Here is a 674-nt window from a genome sequence, read left to right as displayed (position 1 = left end):
TTCACGCTTGCGGGAATGGTGACTATCTTCTTTCTTTTCCTTCTTCTCCTTCTCTTCCTTCTTGTTTGTTGACACTTGATTGACAGTTGATTGACGTTTGATTGACACTTGATTGTCATTGTCCTGATAGTCACACCACTTAGATATTGATATGATGCTATATTTGGTGTTTGATTTGATTGTCAACATTCCACTACTTTCAAACTTCTTAACCCATCTCCACACCTGACGCCATGACACTTGATTGTCACGTCGCACACCATCATTCATCTCAGACGCCAGTGCGTGGGCTCCTGTCACCATTTCTCCGCTTGTCACGGATACTTCTTGACCGTTGAATAAGAACTTGCTAGGAGCATGATTTGCTTTCATCAAAATCAGTAGCCAAAGTTTCAACTGATTCGCGTCAGTCCATACGAAGGACTGGCGTATTTTCCGATATACTTTGATCCAGCCTCCGTCTGCCATGTCATCACCTCAAATCAGAATGGAATCGTAAATAGCTCATAGCCGTCTACCTCAGTGTCACCACGTTCAAGCGCGTCACCGATATATTCGGGGCATCTGCCAAGGAAACGACACGCTTCCGATCGGCTGTAAAAATATCGAATCTGACCAGTCGGCGGATCTCGCAATACGACAGGAACTGCTGCCTTGTTAAGCTTATGCTCATA

General features: G+C 44.7%; 2 pseudogenes. Both read right to left on the bottom strand.

The annotated features are described in order from the left end of the window. Window positions 1-468 (bottom strand): annotated as a pseudogene (locus BVJ53_RS14635) (replication protein); the annotation flags it as partial. A 14-nt stretch (window positions 469-482) separates the two neighbouring features. Next, window positions 483-674, bottom strand: a pseudogene (locus tag BVJ53_RS15425) (NUMOD4 motif-containing HNH endonuclease); the annotation flags it as partial.

The organism is Lacticaseibacillus chiayiensis, from assembly GCF_004123795.1.
Taxonomy (GTDB): domain Bacteria; phylum Bacillota; class Bacilli; order Lactobacillales; family Lactobacillaceae; genus Lacticaseibacillus; species Lacticaseibacillus chiayiensis.
Note: the sequence above shows the minus strand (reverse complement) of the source record. Positions and strands in the feature narration are given on the sequence as shown.